This is a genomic window from Allobosea lupini, from assembly GCF_900109525.1.
Lineage (GTDB): Bacteria > Pseudomonadota > Alphaproteobacteria > Rhizobiales > Beijerinckiaceae > Allobosea > Allobosea lupini.
In genome coordinates, this window is the sequence record NZ_FOAN01000006.1 from 183,537 (window position 1) to 200,309 (window position 16,773).

The following is a 16,773-nucleotide window of genomic DNA, read 5'->3' on the forward strand; positions in this document are numbered from 1 at the left end:
GAGGCCCAGAGATGACCAGCACCGACACCATAAATCACCTGATCGACGGCAAGGCGGTCTCGGCGACCGGCGGGCGCGTCTTCGAGCGCCTGAATCCGCTCGACGGCTCCGTCGCCAGCCGCGCCGCCGCGGCGACGCCGGACGACGCGCGCGCTGCGGTCGAGGCCGCCGCCCGTGCTTTCCCGGCCTGGTCGCAGACGCCCCCCGCGAAGCGTCGCGAGCTGCTGGTCAAGGGCGCGCATGCGCTGGAGGCGCGCGCTGCGGACTTCACGGCGGCGATGTCGGCCGAGACGGGGGCCTCCGCGATCTGGGCCGGCTTCAACGTCCATCTCGCCGCCGACATGCTGATCGAGGCCGCCGCGCTGACGACGCAGATCAGCGGCGAGGTCATCCCCTCCAATGTGCCCGGCAGCCTCGCCATGGCGGTGCGTCAGCCGGCCGGTGTCGTGCTCGGCATGGCGCCATGGAACGCACCGGTCATCCTCGCCACCCGCGCCGTCGCCGTGCCGCTCGCCTGCGGCAACACCGTCGTGCTGAAGGGCTCGGAGCTCTGCCCGCGCACCCATGGGCTGATCATCGCGGCGCTGCAGGAGGCGGGGTTGCCCGAGGGCGTCGTCAACTTCGTCACCAATGCGCCGGAGGATGCCGCCGAGGTCGTCGCGGCGATGGTGGCGCACCCTGCGGTCAGGCGCGTCAACTTCACCGGCTCGACCCATGTCGGTCGCATCATCGCCAAGCTCTGCGCCGAGCATCTGAAGCCGGTGGTGCTGGAGCTCGGCGGCAAGGCGCCAGCGCTCGTCCTCGACGATGCCGATCTCGACGCGGCGGTCGCCGGCATCGCCTTCGGCGCCTTCGCTAATTCCGGCCAGATCTGCATGTCGACCGAGCGCATCGTGGTCGATAGCGCGATAGCCGACGATTTCGTCACCCGGCTCGCCGCGAAAGCAACGAGCCTCCCGCTCGGCGATCCCCGCAAGGGGCCGGTGGTTCTCGGCTCGGTCGTCGACATGAAGGCGACCCAGCGCTGCAACGCCCTGATCGACGACGCGCTCGCCAAGGGCGCGACGCTCGTCTGCGGCGGCAAGTCGGAGACGACCTTGTTCCCGGCGACGCTGCTCGACCATGTCACCCCGGCTATGCGGATCTATGGCGAGGAGAGCTTCGGCCCGGTCAAGGCGATCGTGCGCGTCGACGGCGAGGAAGCGGCGATCGCCTGCGCCAACGACAACCCCTACGGTCTCTCGGCTGCCGTCTTCACCGGCGACACGGCGCGCGGCTGGCGTGTCGCTTCGCGGATCGAATCCGGCATCTGCCATGTCAACGGCCCGACCGTGCACGACGAGGCGCAGATGCCCTTCGGCGGCGTCAAGAACAGCGGCTATGGCCGCTTCGGCGGGCGCGCCGGCATCGAGGCCTTCACCGAATTGCGCTGGCTGACGCTGCAGACCACGCAGCGCCACTACCCGTTCTAGACGTGCAGATGAGCCCGATCCGGATCTCGATACTCGGCGCCGGCGCGATGGGATCGCTGTTCGGCGGGCTCATGGCCGAAGCCGGGCATGCGGTCGAGCTCATCGACGTCAACCCGGCCCAGATCGCCGCGGTTCGCGAGCAGGGCCTGCTGATCCGCAACGATGCCGGCGAGCGCCGGCTCGCGATCCCGATCAAGCGGCCGGAGGAGGCGACAAGACAGCCGGACTGGCTCATCGTCTTCACCAAGGCGATGCATACGCAAGGCGCGCTCGCGGCTGCCAGGCATCTCATCGGGCCGCAGACCCGCCTGCTCAGCCTGCAGAACGGGCTCGGCAACGCCGAGAAGCTGACGGCCTTCGCCGACGCCTCGCGCATCGCCATCGGCATGACCACCGTCCCGGCCGATCTCGTCGCGCCCGGCGAGGTACATTCGCACGGCGAGAGCAAGACCCGCGTCGTCATGGCCGATGGCAGCGAGAACGCCGCACTCGCTGCGCTGGCGGCAGCGCTGGACGCGGCCGGGCTGCCCTGCACGGTCGATCCCGATGCGGTCGTCGCGATCTGGGAAAAGGTCGCCTTCAATGTGGCACTGAACAGCCTGTGCGCGGTTACCCAGCGCACGGTCGGTGGCCTTGGCGCTGCGGCCGAAGGGCGGCGGCTCGCCCATGCCGTCGCGAGCGAGACTCTCGCCGTAGCGCAGGCGGAGGGGCTCGCGGTCTTGGCCGAGCGCACCCATGCGACGATCGACCATGCGCTCGACCACCATGGCGGGCACAAGCCCTCGATGCTGCAGGACCTGCTGGCGAAACGCCCGACCGAGATCGAGACGCTGAACGGCGCGATCGTTCGTGCCGCCGAAAGGCACGGCATCGCCGTTCCACGGACCGAGACGCTCTACGCATTGGTGAAATTGGCGGAGCACGCCGCCTGACGACCGGACGCGGGACAACTCGCGCCGGCAGGAATGAGGGGAGAAGCGCAGATGCAGGAACCCGTGCCGGGCGCACCGGCGAACGATCCGATCGTCTTCGGGCCGTCAGGGCGCGTGCTGCTGGCCGTCGCGAAAGTCCTGGCGATCGTCGGCGGGCTGCTCTTCGTCGGGCTCGTCGCGATGTCGATCGTCTCGATCGTCGGCCGCAAGCTGTTTTCCGCCCCGGTCCCCGGCGATGTCGAGCTCCTGCAGATGATCGCCGCGGCCGCCTCCGCTGCCTTCTTCGCCTATTGCCACCTCAACCATGGCGACGTGAAGGTCGACTTCTTCACCGCCGCGGCCCTGCCCTGGGTCAACCACCTGCTCGACGCCTTCGGCTCGCTCCTGGTCGGGCTGGTCGGAGCCGTCCTGACCTGGCGCGTCTATGTCGGCGCGATCGGCACCCGGCAGGATGGCGAAACCTCGGCGATCCTCGATATTCCGGTCTGGTGGGCGCAGATCGCGATGGCGCCGGGCTTTGCGATGCTGGCGCTGGCCGGCTTCTACATGGCGACACGCCATGCCCAGGAAGCCCTGCATCGCGAGGAGGCCCGTCGATGAGCGGGATCTCGATCGGCTTCACCATCTTCGCCTGCCTGCTGGCCTTGATGGCGTTCCGCGTGCCGATCGGCATCGCGATGTTCGTCGCGGGCTCCGGCGGCTATGTCTACCTGATGGGCGGCAACTGGGCGCCCTGGCTCAATATCCTGAAATCCATCCCCTATGCCCGCTTGTCGAACTACGACCTGACGGTCATCCCGCTCTTCCTGCTGATGGGCCAGTTCGCCACCCATGGCGGCCTGTCGGCGAGCCTGTTCCGCTGCGTCAGCGCCTTCATCGGCCATCGCCGTGGCGGCGTCGCCATGGCGGCTATCGGCGCCTGCGCCGGCTTCGGCGCGATCTGCGGCTCCTCGCTGGCAACCGCAGCGACGATGGGCCAGGTCGCCCTGCCCGAGCTGCGCCGCTACCGCTATTCCGGCAGCCTCGCCACCGGCGCGCTCGCCGCCGGCGGCACGCTCGGGATCATGATCCCGCCCTCGGTGCCGCTGGTGATCTACGCGATCCTAACGCAGGAATCGATCGGCAAGCTGTTCATGGCCGCCGTGCTGCCCGGCCTGATCGCGATGTTCGGCTACATGTTCGTGGTGCAGCTCATCGTGCGGCGCAATCCCGAGGCAGGCCCGGCCGGCCCGCGCGTGCCGTGGCCGGAGCGGCTCAAGGTGCTGGCCGGCGTGTTTCCGGTGATCCTGGTCTTCGTGCTGGTGATCGTCGGCATCTATGGCGGCTGGGCGACGCCGACCGAGGCGGCCGCGATCGGGGCAGCGGCCTGCGGGGCGATCGCGGTGATCAGCGGCGGCATGCGCTGGCGCGGGCTGATCGACAGCGCGCTCGGCACGGCGCAGGCGACGGCGATGATCCTGCTCGTCCTGCTCGGCGCCGACATGCTGAACACGGCGCTCGCTCTCTCGCAGATGCCGGCCGAGCTCGCAGGCTGGGTCAAGGACAGCGGCCTCGCACCGCTTTTCGTGCTGGCGATGATCCTGCTGATCTACATCCTGCTCGGCTGCGTCATGGATTCGCTGGCGATGATCCTGCTGACGATCCCGATCTTCTATCCGATGATCGTCGGGCTCGATTTCTACGGCATGTCGGTCGAGGACAAGTCGATCTGGTTCGGCATCCTGGCGCTGATGGTGGTCGAGATCGGCCTGGTGCATCCGCCGGTCGGGATGAACGTCTACATCATCAACCGCCTCGCCAAGGACGTGCCGCTGGTCGAGACCTTCAAGGGCGTGATGCCCTTCCTGGCCTCCGATCTCGTCCGCATCGTCCTCCTCGTCGCCTTCCCCTCGATCTCGCTCGTCCTGGTCAAGGCGTTCGGGGCGCTGTGAGGCCGTTCACCGAGAAGCAGACAACAACCACGCAGGGAGGTGCAGCATGAGCAAGCAACGGAAGTCCATCCTCAATCGGTTCCGCAGTGGCCTGTTGGCTGTCGGCGGGCTGGCAGGCCTGCTGGCGGCGACCCAGGCCTCGGCGCAGCAGGTCGTCATCCGCGTCCACCATTTCCTGCCCTCGACCTCGAGCGCGCAGGTCAAGCTGATCCAGCCCTGGTGCGACAAGATCGCCAAGGAATCCGGCGACAGGCTGAAATGCCAGATCTACCCGGCCATGCAGCTCGGCGGCACCCCGGCGCAGCTCTTCGACCAGGTGCGCGACGGCGTCGTCGACGCGATCTGGACCGTGCCGACCTATGCGGCCGGCCGCTTCGCCAAATCCGAGGTCTTCGAGCTGCCCTGGATGGTGGTGACGGCCAAGGCCGGCAGCAGCGCCTTCTGGGACTATGTCGAGAAGAACGCGCAGGACGAGTACAGGGGCGTGAAGCGCCTGTTCATGCATGTCCATGACGGCGCGCTCTTCCACTTCACCAGCAAGCAGCCGAAGACGCTTGCCGACATCAAGGGGCTGAAGATCCGGGCCGCGACGCGCGCCAATTCGAAGATGATCGCCGCGCTCGGCGCGACCCCGGTGCAGATGCCGCTGCCGGCCGTGCCGGAATCGCTCGCCAAGGGCGTCGTCGACGGCGCGGCGGTGCCGTGGGAGGGCTCGCCGGCGATCAAGCTCGCCGAGATCGCCAAATACCATCTCAACGTGCCAGCCGGAGCGCCCCGCATCTCGAACACGATCTTCCTGTTCGGGATGAACCAGGCGAAATACGACGCCCTGCCGGCCGATCTGAAGACGGTGATCGACGCCAATAGCGGGCCGCAGACCTCGGCCTGGGCCGGCGAGACCGGCTTCGACGCGGTGGTCGAGCCCTTCAAGAAGCAGGCGGCGGATCTGGGCGGCGTTTTCTATGACCTGCCGCAGGACGAGTACAAGCGCTGGGTCGACGCCACCGCCTCGGTCGAGGAGGAGTGGGTCAAGGAGGTCAGCGCCAAGGGTGCGGACGGCAAGAAGCTGCTCGCCGACGCCCGCGCGCTGATCCAGCAATACGGCAAGTGAGCCGGAGCACTATTGCGATGAAAGCCGGCCGCCGATCATCGGCGCCGGCGATGATCGGGACGTCGCGGCGGAAGGGGTCAGGGCTCCCTCTCCGTTATGCTTCTGCCGATCTCCATCCGCGAGCGCCCCCACCCTCATTCGTCCTCTCGGTGAATGGGACGCGCGCCCTCCGAGAACAGCCCGCGCAGATAGCCGCGCGACACCGAGCGATCGGCATCGGCAAGCAGCACGAGGAAATCGTGCGCCAGCGCCCGCAGAGCCGCGAGCTCGGAGCCGTGCTCTTCAAGCAACTCGGCGACCATCCCCGTGATTTCGGCGTCGAGGGACGCGTCCTCGACCCTCTGGTCGGCCGGCAGCGCTGACATGGTTCTCACTCTCAATTTGAGAACATAATGAGAACACGTGAGCTGAGAGAGTCAAGCCGACCGGACGTTGTAAACGGCGCGATGGCACTCGCGAATGACCGTTTTGGGTCGGAGGCGGACATCGCAGGGCGCAAAAGGTCGCGTGCGACCAGCCAAGACCGTGAGGAGAGCGTGGCTGGGGCGCCAGGATTCGAACCTGGGAATGGCGGTACCAAAAACCGCTGCCTTACCGCTTGGCGACGCCCCAATCTGCGCTGCGTTCTAGAGCGCGTCGCCGCGGCGCGCAACAGCGGATCGTCCTGTCCGGAGGTGACATCCGCAGAGCCCCTCGCATAGCCGGGGCCTGGCGCCGGCGCTCTTCCGAAAAAGATCGCGCGACCCGTGCCCTTGGCTGTTGCGCTGCGGCGAGCGGCTGGCTATAAGCCGGCCACCAGTTGATCGGAGTGTGGCTCAGCCTGGTAGAGCACCTCGTTCGGGACGAGGGGGTCGCAGGTTCAAATCCTGCCACTCCGACCAAAATTTCCCGAGATATCGCAAGTAGTTAGAGACAGGGCCGGATCGGCCCTTTTTCTTTGACCGGCAGAATTGCCGACAGAAACGAAGAGACCGCCGCCACCTCTCGGTGACGACGGCCTGGTCCTTTCATTCGGCAGCTCACAGAACAGTGCGCGGCGTTCGCTTCATTGCCGGTCGTTGCTTCAGTATCTGCTGAGCCAGGATCTCAGCCCGGCGCATGATCTCTCCGTCGGCACGGCGCTTGACCCTATAAAATAAATGCGAAGAATATCGACATGATCGGAGCTCGCCAATCATGCTGAGAATTTTGGGCATTGGAGTAGTTTTTCTACTTGTGAGTACGACCTATTCCATGGCGCAGTTTCATCGTGAAAATTGCCACACCCAAGGGCCGCCATTCTATTTTGAAGAAAATAGCAAGATAACGCTTGCTACCGAAATGGATGAAAATGGCTGCCGATACGGTTTCGCCCCGATTAACAACAATCCGTTTCATAGCAGAAATACTGAGATGGTTTTTGAGAAAGCCGTTATTATGAAGGAGCCGACAAACGGGAATCTCTCCCAGTCCGGAGAGTTCTCGTTCTTTTACAAACCGAATAAAGGGTTCAGAGGGAAAGACTCGTTTGTCGTTTACATATGCGGTAGTTCGCTGAGAGGCTCCGGCTGCGCGCGCCTGACTTACAATGCGACAATCCGGTAGGAGCCTGGCCGACTCCTTAAAGTCGCGCCAGCCCTTACGAGGGCCAGGCGACCGCGGGGCGCCAGCCCGGCAATGGCAGCACCCGCACGGCGGGGAGCTCTCGCCAGATGGTCCAGAGCCCGTACCGCATGCGCCGCGACCTGGAGCATGCAGAATCGCGCTGATCCCTACGCTCTACCCGGCTGCTCGGCATGACCTTGGAGACGCTCCAGCACGTCGGCGGCCACCATCAGACCTTGCGAAACAGCCCTTCGGGGCTTTTTTCGTTTTTGGGCGGATGTCCCGGCGGTTTCGAGGAGCCCGCCCGACACTGGCGATCCCGGCACCAGCCCTTCGGCTCCTATGGCCGCAGCACGCCAGCAAGGTGGCTCGCCCTCACGCCGCCCGGATCCGGCCGAGGAAATCGGCGACTTCAGTGTCGAGGTCGGCCGACTGACGCGACAGCACATCGGCCGAGTCCGCCACGTGATTCGCCGCCTCGCCGGTCTCCTCGGCGACACGGCTGACGATGTCGATATGCCCGCCTGCCGTGACCGTTTCATCCGCGGCGCGCCTGACATTCTCGGCGATGCCGGCCGTCGCCACGTTCTGCTTCTCCACGACAGCGGCGACCGCGATCGAAATCTGGTTGAGCGTGTCGATCGTCGCCGTCATCGCGTCGATCGCGTCGATCGCGTCGGCACCGGAGAGGCCGATCGCGTCGATCTGGCTCTGGATCTGCTCGGTCGCCCGCCAGGTCTCGTCGGCAAGCCCCTTGATCTCATGGGCGACCACGGCGAAGCCGCCGCCCATATTGCCGATCCTCGCGGCCTCGATCGAGGCGTTGAGCGCCAGCAGGTTGGTGTGCCGGGCGATGGTCGAGATGACATTGGTGACGTTGCCGATCTCGTCGACCTTGCGCGAGAGATCGCCGACCCTGTCGAGCACGGTCAGCGCCTGCCGCGTAGTGTCGCCGACGAGCCGGGCGGCCTCGTTCACCTGGCGGTCGACCTCGGTGAAGGAACTGGCGAGCTCCGCGGTCGCCGCAGTGATGGCGACGACGTTCGACGACGACGAGCGCGACGCCTTCGATGCGGCGACGGAGCGCTGGGACACCTCTTCGGCACCCGTCCGCATCTGCACGGATGCGGCTCTGAGCGAGGCGATCGAGGCGATTACGGCCCGCGCGATGCCGGCGATCTTGCGCTCGAACTCGTTGGCGAGGTCATGCAGGATGCGCCGCCGCTCATGCGCTGCCCGCGCCGTCGTCTCGGCGACGTCCCGGCGCGCCTCGTCGGCGATAGAGCGAGCCGCCAGCGCCTCGCTTCGCTCCCGTTCGGACGATTCCACCGCCTGCCGCAGCGCCCAGACGATCCAGCTCAGCGCGGCCGCCTGGACGGTCACGATGGCGCCGTGCAGGAAAGCCCGCTTGATGTCGCTGCCGCCGGGAAACACGCCCATCGAGTTGAAGGCGTTCAGCGCGAGATGGTGGGCGGTGATGGCGAGTGTCGCCGGCAGGAAGATGCGCCAGTCCAGCCAGCCGGCCAGCACCGCCAGCATGGCGAAGAAATACATGTGCAGGTCGGCCTGGTAGGGATGTCCGGCGAAGGCATAGACCAGCAGCATGACCTGGCCGATGAGCGCGACGCTGGCGACCTGGCGCGTGACCCAGCCGATGCGGTCGATGCGCCAGGCAAGGGTGCTCAGGATTGCGAGAGCCGCACCCATCACGATGAGGTTCGACTGGGCAGGCCCGCCGGCCGGCGTCGCGACCAGGAGCAGTCCGACATTGGCCCAGAGGATCGCGATCAGGAACCTGGCGAACCGCGTCCTGAGGCGCTCGACTTCACCCATTTGCAAGGCTCCTCGCCTGACGGATGCAGGACTGAGCCAGCGAACCGTCGATCACGAGCCAGGCACCGGCCCGGTAGAGCGAAGCGGCATAGTCGCGGCCATCGCCGACGCTGATCGCGACGGCCGCCGCGGGGTCCAGTTGGAGGATGCTGCCGCCGGCCTCCGCGACGGCGCGCGCCATCTCCGGCTGGGAGGTGCCGTTGGGAAAGAAGGCAGCGATCGGCTGCCCCGGAACCGGCCAGGCCGCGACGAGGAAGGCGCTCAAAGCCATGGCCAGGCTGAACACCAGGCCGAAGCCGATTTCACGCATCGCGTGCCCCCCGGCATCCGATCCGCAGTTGAGAAACTGTCCAAAAGAGTGCGTCTGCTGGGCTTTACAACAGGTAAACGGCAGCAATTACTGTGAACCAGCGTTCACTTCCTGACCAGACCTGGATGTACACGAACAAACGGCCTCGCCGCAGCGTCTCGCCTGCAAGCCTGGGTAGAAACCGAGAAATCCCCGCTCGACCGCCTTATCTCCCAAGCAGGACGTCCCCGCCATTCCAGGACCGGGGAGCCGCGCAGTGGCGCGCAGCAGGTCGCTTCGCTATGCTCGCGCCGCAATCTGGAGCCGCGCTCGCATGAAATCCGCCTTCCGCCTCATCGCCGTCCTCGGCCTCACGACGCTGCTCGCCGGCTGCGACCGCTGCGGCAACATGATGGAACTCGACATGTTCCTGCAGCCGGTGAAGAAGGTCTGCACCGGCCAGAAGCCGGCCGGCTGACACCGCACGAAACGCTTCAAGACAACAAAAAAGCCGGGGCAACGCCCCGGCTTTCTGATTCGGGGGGCCTATCGGCTCAGCCGCGGCGCTTCAGCATCGACCAGCCGGCACCGACCAGGCTCGCAGCCAGCGCCGCCTTGATCAGGTCGCCGAGCAGGAAAGGCTCGACACCCGCCGCCCACGCCTTGGCGAAGCCGATGCCGGTCGCCCCGCTCGCCATCTGCGCACCGAGCGCCAGCCAGGCGAAGCCGAGCGCCATCAGCACGATCTCGGCCAGCACCACGCCGCCGGCAAGGCGCCAGAGCGAAGCGCCGCGCGAACCGGCCCAGCCGGCGATCGCCGCGGCGGCGACGAAACCGATCAGGAAGCCGCCCGTCGGTCCGAGCAGATAGAGCGGGCCGGCCGCAACCGGCGGGGTGTTGGTGAAGACCGGCAGGCCGAACAGGCCATAGGCGATGTAGAGCGCGACGGTAGCAGCGCCGAGGCGCGCGCCATAGGCGGCGCCGAGGCCGAGCACCGCCAGCGTCTGCAGTGTCATCGGCACCGGCCAGAACGGCACCTTGACCTTGGCGGCGGCGATGATCAGCAGGCTGCCGACGACGGCGAGCGCGACATTGCGCAGGACGCGCGTGCGCGGATCGGACAGGGCCGGCAGGGCCGCGTTGACCATGGAGGTGGCGGGCAGTGGCAGCGTCTCGGCCATCGGATCTCGTCCTTCTTCTTCGAGCGCCGTCGACGCCCGGCTCGTTCGTCTATAGGAAATGGCCCGCCGGCCGACAAGCCGGTGATCATGTTCGCTTCCGGATGTGCAGATGACCAGCGCCGACAAGGACACCGCCGACGAGCCGCTCGATTTCGACCGTGATCCCGGTGCGGCTTCCGGCGAGCTCGTCCAGCTCTCGCCGCTGGTGCGCCGGCTGATCGCCGGCAATGGCGGGCCGATGACCTTCACCGGCACCTGCAGCTACATCGTTGGCCGCGGGCGCATCGCGATCATCGATCCCGGCCCGGACGATCCCGGCCATGTCGAGGCTTTGCTCGCGGCGATCGCTGGCGAGACCGTCACCGACATCGTCATCACCCACACCCATCGCGACCACTCCCCGGCGGCGCGGGCGTTGAAGACGGCGACCGGCGCGCGCATCGTCGGCTGCGGCCTGCACCGGCCGGCGCGCGAACTCGTCCTCGGCGAGATCAACCCGCTCGACGCCTCTGCCGACCGGGACTATGCGCCCGATCTGATCATGGCCGAGGGCGACGCCGTTTCGGGCCCGGGCTGGACGCTCCAGGCATTGGAAACGCCCGGCCACACCGCAAACCACCTCGCCTTCGCGCTGCCGGAGGAGACCACCCTGTTCTCGGGCGATCATGTCATGGCCTGGTCGACCACGATCGTCGCCCCGCCCGACGGCTCGATGGTCGCCTACATGGCCTCGATCGAGAAATTGCGTGGCCGCGAGGACCGGCTCTACTGGCCGGGCCATGGCGGCCCGGTGCGGGAGCCGCAGCGCTTTCTGCGCGGGCTAGTGCAGCACCGGCGCCTGCGCGAGGCGGCCATTGTCAGCCGCCTGCAGGCCGGCGACGAAACGATCGCCGAGATGGTGCCGCCGATCTATCAGGAGCTGCCACCCCGCCTGCTCGGCGCCGCCTCGCTTTCGGTGCTGGCGCAGCTCGAGGACCTGGTCGAGCGCGGCGTCGTCATCTGCGACGACGGGGCGCCGCTGCTGGCGAGCCGCTACCGGCTGGCTTGAGCGCTCAACCGGCATTACGAGGAGCGTAGCGACGAAGCAATCCAGAGGCGGCTGTGCTCTACGTCTCACTGGATTGTCTCGCGGCGCCCGCAATGACGGCAATGCAGCTCAGCGCAATTCCACCAGCAGCTTCACCTCCTCCTCGAAGGCGGCGATGCGCCTGGCGTTGGCGCCGAAATCGAAGCCGCCCAGCCGCGAGGCCGAGCGGATGTCGATCCGGCTGCCATCGGCGCGTGGCCGGATGCGGATGGTGATGTCGTCGTAAAGCCGCAGCACGCGCGAACGCGCGATCGCATCGAGCCGCCCTGCCCCGCTGCGCCCGCCGGGCGCGGCCCCTTCCAGCACCTGCCAGCCAAGCGTGACGCAGGCCTTGCGGGCGATGTCGTAGGCGACCTCGGCCGGCAGTTCGAGCACGATCGGCAGCGCCTTCGGATAGCCCTGGCGCTGCGCCCTGCGCCGCTCGGCGGGAACATCGGGCGGCACCCGCCCCTCGCGCGCCGTCAGGGCCACGCGCGAGCGGCTGAAGGCCGGGGGCTCGTCGATATCGGTCGAGACGTCGGCGAGGAACGGCAGGGTCGCCAACTGGAAGCCGCCATACGCGACCGGCGCCAGCAGCAGCAGGCAGAGCAGGAAGGCCTGCACGGCAATGCCGACGCCGCGATGCCCCTCCTGCCAGATCCTGACGAAGGCCGCGAGCGCCAGCAGGGAGGCGAGCAGCACGAAGACATAGGCGCCGGCGATCGGGGCCAGCCGCTCGAGCGAAGGCTGGCCGAAGCGGAAGATCAGCACCGCGAGCACGACGACCGTCAGCCCGAACAGCGCCAGCCGCCGGCTCCAGATCGCCGCGCGTGAGATTGGCTCTTCGAAGACAAGCCGCCGATGCATGCGCTCTTAAGTGCTTGAGCCTCGGGAAGAAAACAAGGGAGCACTTGAAACTGACCAGGGCGTCCCGGGCGGAGCGCAGCGCAGACCCGGGATGACCTCGACCGAATGTCAGCGCACGACGATCGGCACCGTCGCCTCGACCACGCCGGGCACGGCGCGCAGCTTCTCCAGCAGGTCGAGCACCTCGTCCGGCGCAAGCGTCGCCGCGTCCTCGCTCGCGCTCGGCGCCGCCTTGAGCCAGCGCTCGCGCAAGGCTGCCGGCAGCTCGGCGTCGGCGCCGAAGCAGGCAAAGAGGTTCTCGAAGGCGGCGTCGAGCACGATGTCGGTCAGCCCGAAATCGTAGGGATAGGACTGGCCGCCGGCACGCAGCACGCTCCGGCCCTCCCCGCCGCGCACCGGCAGCACTACGGAGGCGGTGCCGTCCGGCGCCAACACCCAGCAATAGAGTTTCGTGCCAGCCTTGCCCTCGATGCGGACATCAAGCCGCCGCCCTTTCGCGAAGGGCGAGGCCGCCGGCAGCAAAGCGAGCCGTGCCCGGTCCGAACCGGCGCTGGCGGCGACATGCTCGAGGAAAGGCCTGACCGCCGGGTCGCAGCCTAGTCCCTCGACCGGAATGCGATTGCGCCCGGTCGGGGCCAGCACGGCATCGCCGCGGCGGAACTCGAGCTCCATCCAGCTCTGGCCGTCGCGATCCCTGTCGAAGCGGCCGCGCGTCATCACCTCGGCGCCAACAGCGGCGCATTGTCCGGGCGCGGCCTTGCGGATCTCCAGCGGCCGGCCGCGCAGGACGCGATCGTCCGAGCGCGACTCGGCGTCGAGCGCGAGCAGCAGCCGCTCGCCGAGTGCGGCGCTGCAGGTGCTGTAGCCGCTCGCCGCGGCGAAGGGGCAGATATCGACCCGCTTCAGCTCCGGCGCGGCCCGCACGAGGTTGTCGACCGCCCGGCTCATGACCTGGTCGATATCGACCACGCCGGGCTTGGTCCTGATCGCGATCTCAACCGGCTCGCTCGTCGCCTTGCAGTCACCCGTCTTCGTGATCGCCTGCAGGCGGAAGCTCGCTTTGTCCTCCTGCCTTGCCGGCGCGGTGAAGAAGACGCTGGCGTCGCCGTCGAACGCCCGCCGGATCTGCGCCTCGGCTTCGCCCGGCTTCTGCAGGTTGAGGCTGTCGCGCAGCGTCTTGATGCGGACGACATCGGCGCTCGCCGCCAGCCTCACCCGCCCCTCGCTCTGCAGCCGGCTCTCGATGGCGAGCCGGACCTCGTCGGCCTGCGTGCGCGACAAGACCTGCTGGCCGGCATCGAAGCCGACCACGGCCAGCGAGAGATCGCGCTTGCCGGCGCAGGCGGCGATGGTGTCGAGCCAGGCCGACAGCGCATCGGCCTGCGCGGCGCTGCCCCCGGCAACGAACAGTCCGGCGACGAGAAGACTTCGCAGCAAACCGCTCACGGCCGGGTTCTAGTGCTCCTGCTCCAGCGACCGCGCATAACCATCCAGCGCCCGCACGAAGACGGGATTGAAGCGGCCATCGATCGCGCCGCTGTAATGATCGGCCTTCTGTGCTGCCCGTTGCAAGGCCCGCACCGTGTCCGGCTTCAGCTTCTGCTCGGAGACGTCGCTGGCCGAGATCGCCGCGGCGCCGGCTTCGCCCTTCGCCAGCGCCTTCATCAGCATCTGCAGCGAACTCGTGCCGGGAAAGAAAGAGCCGAAGCCGTTGTCGATCAGCGTCGCCATCGAAACCATCGCGATCGGATCGCCCTTGTCGGCGGCCTGGCGGAACAGGTCGAAACCCTTCTGCGGATTCTTCGGAAAGCCCGGACGCCCTTCGAGATAGGCTGGCACCAGCTTGGCGATCGAGAAGGCATCCCCTGCTTCCGCCGCCTTCTGGTACCAGCGCAATGACGCGGCCTCGTCGCGCGGCCGGCCGCGGCCATATTGCAGCATGCGCCCGACATTGCTCATGGCGATGGCGTTGCCGGTGCCGGCGGCCTGCTCATAGAGGCCGAAGGCCTTCTGCAGGTCGACCTTGCTGCCCTGCCCATTCTCGTAGAGCGCGCCGAGATTGTTCATTGCCGCGGCGCTGCCGGCATCTGCCGCCTTGTCGTAGGCAGCCAGTGCGTCCTTGTAGCGCTCGGCTTTGTCGTAGGCGCGTCCGAGCTGGTAGGAGAGCCGCCTGATCTGCGGCTGCTGCTCCGCCGCCTGCTTGCAGGCCGCGATCGCGGCGCGCGCATCGATCCGCGCGAACTTCACGCCCTTGACGCCCTCGCGCCGGTCGGGATCGTTGAGATCGCCGGCGAGCTCGTCGCAGTCCTGCACGCGCGGATCGCGGGAAGCGTCGGTCCGGCCGAGATAGCCTTCTGCCAGCGAGCGATAGGCGCAGACCGCACCGCAGCCCTTGAGATAGTCCTCATAGCGGCCGGAGCCCCCGAGCCTGACCCAGTTCTGCTCGTCGATGGCGGCCTCGCCACTGCGGCTTTTTTCAAGCAAGAGCGCCATCGCCGCCTCGCGGTACTGGCAGGTCTCGCCGCAGCGCGCGACGTAACCCTCGAGCGCGCTGCGCTCGCCCGCCGCCTTGGCCCGCTGCCAGTTGGCCTCGTCCCGCGCCAATGCGACCGCGCGCGCCACCGCCGGCACCGGCTGCGCCACCGGCAGTGCGATCGAGGCGAGGTCGATCTCCGGTGCCTGCTCGCGGCCGCTGTCGCGCCGGGCCGCGGCCTCGACACTGTCCTTGAGATAGCGCTGCAGGTCGGACCAGGCGAGCGGGCCGGTCTCGGGCGCGCCAGCCGGGCGCGCCAGCCCGGCGGCGCCCATCAGGAAGCGGCTGGTGAACAGGCCGAGCTTCTGGTTGGCGTCCCAATTGGCCGGAGTCGTGCCTGAGGTCGCGACCAGCTTGATGATGCCGCCGCCTGTACGCGGCTTGGCCGGGGTAAAACCTGGCGCCGAGACCGCGAGCAGGCTCTCGCCCTTGCGCCCGGTCTCGCCGGTGAAGCAGGCGTCGATCATCACGATCAGCTGCCGCTGCGCTCCGATCTTCTGCCTGACCAGTTCGAGATTCCGGTAGAGCGTCTGCAGCGCATAACCGCTCTCGCTGGCATTGGGATTGCCGTCCTGCGGCAAGAGGAAAGGCTGGCGCGTCGCAAGGTCGGGCACGCCATGGCCGGAATAATAGACGAAGACGTTGGAACGCCCTTCGACCGCGCTGCGCCAGAGCTTGCCCCCCTGCGGATTGGCTTCGCTGCCGAACATCTGGGTGAGCTCGCCGAGCGTCGCATCCTTCATGAGGAAGACGTTCTGCTCGCGAAAGCCTAGTGTGCCGGTGAGGTAGGTCCTGATCGCCTCGGCATCGTTATGGGCGAAGTCGACCGTGCTGGTCTGCTTATAGGTCTTGTTGCCGACCACCACCGCGATCGAGTCGGCGTTGTCCGAAAGGGTGACCGGCGGCGCCTGCGCGATTGCGGTTGAGACAAGCCCGAGCCAAAGCAGGGCTACGATCAGGAACGCCGGCAAGGCCACCTCCAGAATCCCAGCGCCAGCGCAGTGCCGCGCTGGCGCGTCGATTTGTCGATGCGGCTTTTGTCCGGACGATCCGTGGCGAAGATGTGACGCCGGGCAAGCCTAACCGCTCGCGCGAACGCCTTGTCCATCCGTCGTCGCAAGCCAGATGCCGATCCCGACGACGACGATCCCGATGACGAGATTCCAGCCGATCGGCTCGTTCAGCAACGCGGCAGCCACCAGCGACGCCGTGACGGGGTTGACCGTGACGGTGACCGCGACGCTGGTCGGCGACGCCTTCCCCAGGGCGAAGGCCCAGAGATAGAAGGTCAGGGCAGCGCCGATCACGCCGAGATAGAGCGCCGCGGACCATTGCGGGACGGCGAACTGCGCCACCGCCTCGAAGCTGCCGCGCAGCAGCGAGATCAGGATCAGCGCCGCAGCGCCGACCGCCATCGCCACCGTCGTGAACGGAATCGGCCCGCAGCGGCCGATCACCGGCTTCGACCAGATGCCGTAGAGCGCCATGCACAAGGCCGCCGCGATCATCAGCAGGTCGCCGCGCCAGGCCTGCGGCGGCGCATGGCCGAGGCCCGAGAGCAGCGCGAAGCCGACGCCGGCCATCGCTATCAGCACGCCGGCGGTCTTGCGCGCTGTCAAACGCTCGCGCCCGAGCGCCGCGCCGACGACCAGCGACAAAAGCGGCAAGGTCGAGAGCGCCAGCGCCCCGCGCGCGCTGCTCGTATGGATCAGCGAGGCGTTGAACAGGATCGGGAAGAGCGCGAAGAAGAGCAGCCCGAGCCCGGCGGTCTGGAGCCAGTCGCGGCGATCCGGCCAGCTCCGGTCGCCGAGCAGGGCGACCGGGGCGAGCAGCAGGCAGCCGATGCCGAAGCGGAAGGAGCCGATCGCGAGAGGATCGAGATGGCCGACGAGATAGCGGGTCGCGGCGATGGAGGTTCCTCCAAGCGCGCTCGACGCCGCCGCGGCCACCACCCCCCACAGCTCGCTCATGCCG

General features: G+C 67.7%; 16 protein-coding genes and 2 tRNA genes. 9 read left to right on the forward strand and 9 right to left on the reverse strand.

Features of this window, described 5'->3' with window-relative positions:
• Positions 1-11 precede the first annotated feature (11 nt).
• From BMZ21_RS18735 to BMZ21_RS18755, 5 genes are read left to right on the forward strand one after another with little or no spacing between them, the layout of a single operon-like run.
• The gene (locus BMZ21_RS18735) at positions 12-1,472 is read left to right on the forward strand and encodes an aldehyde dehydrogenase (protein ID WP_091837571.1); all 1,461 of its coding nucleotides are present in this window, start codon (positions 12-14) and stop codon (positions 1,470-1,472) included.
• A gap of 8 nt (positions 1,473-1,480) precedes the next feature.
• Positions 1,481-2,404, forward strand: a complete 924-nt coding sequence (locus BMZ21_RS18740; RefSeq protein ID WP_208862319.1) for a ketopantoate reductase family protein — start codon at positions 1,481-1,483, stop codon at positions 2,402-2,404.
• 51 nt (positions 2,405-2,455) lie between these two features.
• Complete coding sequence (locus tag BMZ21_RS18745) at positions 2,456-3,004, forward strand: TRAP transporter small permease (protein ID WP_091837573.1); 549 nt, start codon at positions 2,456-2,458, stop codon at positions 3,002-3,004.
• Positions 3,001-4,335 (forward strand): TRAP transporter large permease, encoded by a 1,335-nt coding sequence (locus tag BMZ21_RS18750; RefSeq protein WP_091837575.1) that lies wholly within the window; start codon positions 3,001-3,003, stop codon positions 4,333-4,335. Before BMZ21_RS18745 ends, BMZ21_RS18750 begins: the two co-directional genes overlap by 4 nt.
• Positions 4,336-4,381: 46 nt before the next feature.
• Positions 4,382-5,446, forward strand: a complete 1,065-nt coding sequence (locus tag BMZ21_RS18755) for a TRAP transporter substrate-binding protein (RefSeq protein ID WP_091837577.1) — start codon at positions 4,382-4,384, stop codon at positions 5,444-5,446.
• Between the two features lie 134 nt (positions 5,447-5,580).
• Here BMZ21_RS18755 and BMZ21_RS18760 read toward each other — a convergent pair whose 3' ends face one another.
• Together BMZ21_RS18760 and BMZ21_RS18765 are read right to left on the reverse strand one after the other, a co-directional pair.
• Positions 5,581-5,811 (reverse strand): hypothetical protein, encoded by a 231-nt coding sequence (locus BMZ21_RS18760; RefSeq protein ID WP_091837580.1) that lies wholly within the window; start codon positions 5,809-5,811, stop codon positions 5,581-5,583.
• A gap of 172 nt (positions 5,812-5,983) precedes the next feature.
• A tRNA-Gln gene (locus tag BMZ21_RS18765) sits at positions 5,984-6,058 on the reverse strand.
• A gap of 192 nt (positions 6,059-6,250) precedes the next feature.
• Here BMZ21_RS18765 and BMZ21_RS18770 point away from each other — a divergent pair.
• Positions 6,251-6,327: transfer RNA gene (locus tag BMZ21_RS18770), tRNA-Pro, on the forward strand.
• Positions 6,328-6,679: 352 nt separating this feature from the next.
• Entirely contained in the window at positions 6,680-7,030 is a 351-nt protein-coding gene (locus BMZ21_RS29975; protein WP_143079735.1) for an Ig-like domain-containing protein, read from the forward strand.
• A 375-nt stretch (positions 7,031-7,405) separates the two neighbouring features.
• Here the strand turns inward: BMZ21_RS29975 and BMZ21_RS18775 are convergent, their stop codons facing one another.
• Positions 7,406-8,863, reverse strand: a complete 1,458-nt coding sequence (locus tag BMZ21_RS18775; protein ID WP_091837583.1) for a methyl-accepting chemotaxis protein — start codon at positions 8,861-8,863, stop codon at positions 7,406-7,408.
• Positions 8,856-9,260, reverse strand: coding sequence for a hypothetical protein (locus tag BMZ21_RS18780; RefSeq protein WP_143079736.1), 405 nt, complete (start codon positions 9,258-9,260; stop codon positions 8,856-8,858). The genes BMZ21_RS18775 and BMZ21_RS18780 overlap by 8 nt, the downstream gene beginning before the upstream one ends.
• 226 nt (positions 9,261-9,486) lie before the next feature.
• Between BMZ21_RS18780 and BMZ21_RS30405 the strand changes: the two genes are divergently transcribed.
• Positions 9,487-9,630, forward strand: coding sequence for a hypothetical protein (locus tag BMZ21_RS30405; protein WP_158673395.1), 144 nt, complete (start codon positions 9,487-9,489; stop codon positions 9,628-9,630).
• A 76-nt stretch (positions 9,631-9,706) separates the two neighbouring features.
• Here BMZ21_RS30405 and BMZ21_RS18785 read toward each other — a convergent pair whose 3' ends face one another.
• Positions 9,707-10,333, reverse strand: a complete 627-nt coding sequence (locus BMZ21_RS18785; RefSeq protein ID WP_208862320.1) for a biotin transporter BioY — start codon at positions 10,331-10,333, stop codon at positions 9,707-9,709.
• Positions 10,334-10,442: 109 nt separating this feature from the next.
• On the opposite strand from BMZ21_RS18785, the gene BMZ21_RS18790 reads away from it, so the two are divergent.
• Positions 10,443-11,381 (forward strand): MBL fold metallo-hydrolase, encoded by a 939-nt coding sequence (locus tag BMZ21_RS18790; protein WP_091837588.1) that lies wholly within the window; start codon positions 10,443-10,445, stop codon positions 11,379-11,381.
• A 108-nt stretch (positions 11,382-11,489) separates the two neighbouring features.
• Here BMZ21_RS18790 and BMZ21_RS18795 read toward each other — a convergent pair whose 3' ends face one another.
• From BMZ21_RS18795 to BMZ21_RS18810, 4 genes are all read right to left on the reverse strand, one after another.
• Positions 11,490-12,266, reverse strand: a complete 777-nt coding sequence (locus tag BMZ21_RS18795) for a DUF1499 domain-containing protein (RefSeq protein ID WP_091837595.1) — start codon at positions 12,264-12,266, stop codon at positions 11,490-11,492.
• Between the two features lie 108 nt (positions 12,267-12,374).
• On the reverse strand, positions 12,375-13,712 hold the full coding sequence (locus BMZ21_RS18800) for a hypothetical protein (protein ID WP_244543904.1): 1,338 nt from the start codon (positions 13,710-13,712) through the stop codon (positions 12,375-12,377).
• Between the two features lie 9 nt (positions 13,713-13,721).
• Positions 13,722-15,776: a caspase family protein gene (locus BMZ21_RS18805; protein ID WP_244543905.1), complete on the reverse strand. Its 2,055-nt coding sequence runs from the start codon at positions 15,774-15,776 to the stop codon at positions 13,722-13,724.
• A 102-nt stretch (positions 15,777-15,878) separates the two neighbouring features.
• Complete coding sequence (locus tag BMZ21_RS18810) at positions 15,879-16,769, reverse strand: DMT family transporter (RefSeq protein ID WP_091837598.1); 891 nt, start codon at positions 16,767-16,769, stop codon at positions 15,879-15,881.
• Positions 16,770-16,773: the final 4 nt, after the last annotated feature.